The 536-nt window shown below is 32.6% G+C and carries 1 protein-coding gene; it reads right to left on the bottom strand.

Annotation, left to right across the window (positions count from 1 at the left end):
• The coding region (locus VQ048_RS12475; protein WP_327611961.1) for an erythromycin esterase family protein at positions 1 to 536 on the bottom strand (536 nt) is incomplete at both ends.

Here is a 536-nt window from a genome sequence, read left to right as displayed (position 1 = left end):
TATTAGAAAAATTCCGTCAAAAGCTTCTTCTATTTCAGTTTTTAGGCACATCGAATCAAATCGAATCTTATTACAATTTTTTAATTCCGTACTTCTGTTCATTAGTAAACAGCATTCTTTTCCTCCAAATTCTTGCATAATAAATTCAACAGAATCCGACTCTGGAAAATCAAGTGGAAATTTATCAACCCTAAAGCCAAATTGATAATCATTATCAGGATACAATGCCGCAGTTTCTCCACGTAGATTAGTTATTGCAAATGCTTTATATTTTTCTCCAAAAGTCATCGAAAGTCTTTGCCCCATTGGATAACAACTAATAAATCCATCAAAATCTACCGGAGTTTTTTGAATGTGAGCATTGTGGGCAACCAAAATAATCTTTTTACCAAGTGAATTTTTCAAAAACCAATCAATGCTTTCTGCCATATACTGGTCTTTTGCTCCCATATCTCCTTCAATTCCCCTTTCAGTAATGAAACTTTCCATAGCATCAGCATTATAATTCATATAAATCAAGCCTTTAACTTGATGAA

The organism is Bergeyella anatis (assembly GCF_036016955.1).
GTDB lineage: Bacteria > Bacteroidota > Bacteroidia > Flavobacteriales > Weeksellaceae > JAYWXI01.
Note: the sequence above shows the minus strand (reverse complement) of the source record. Positions and strands in the feature narration are given on the sequence as shown.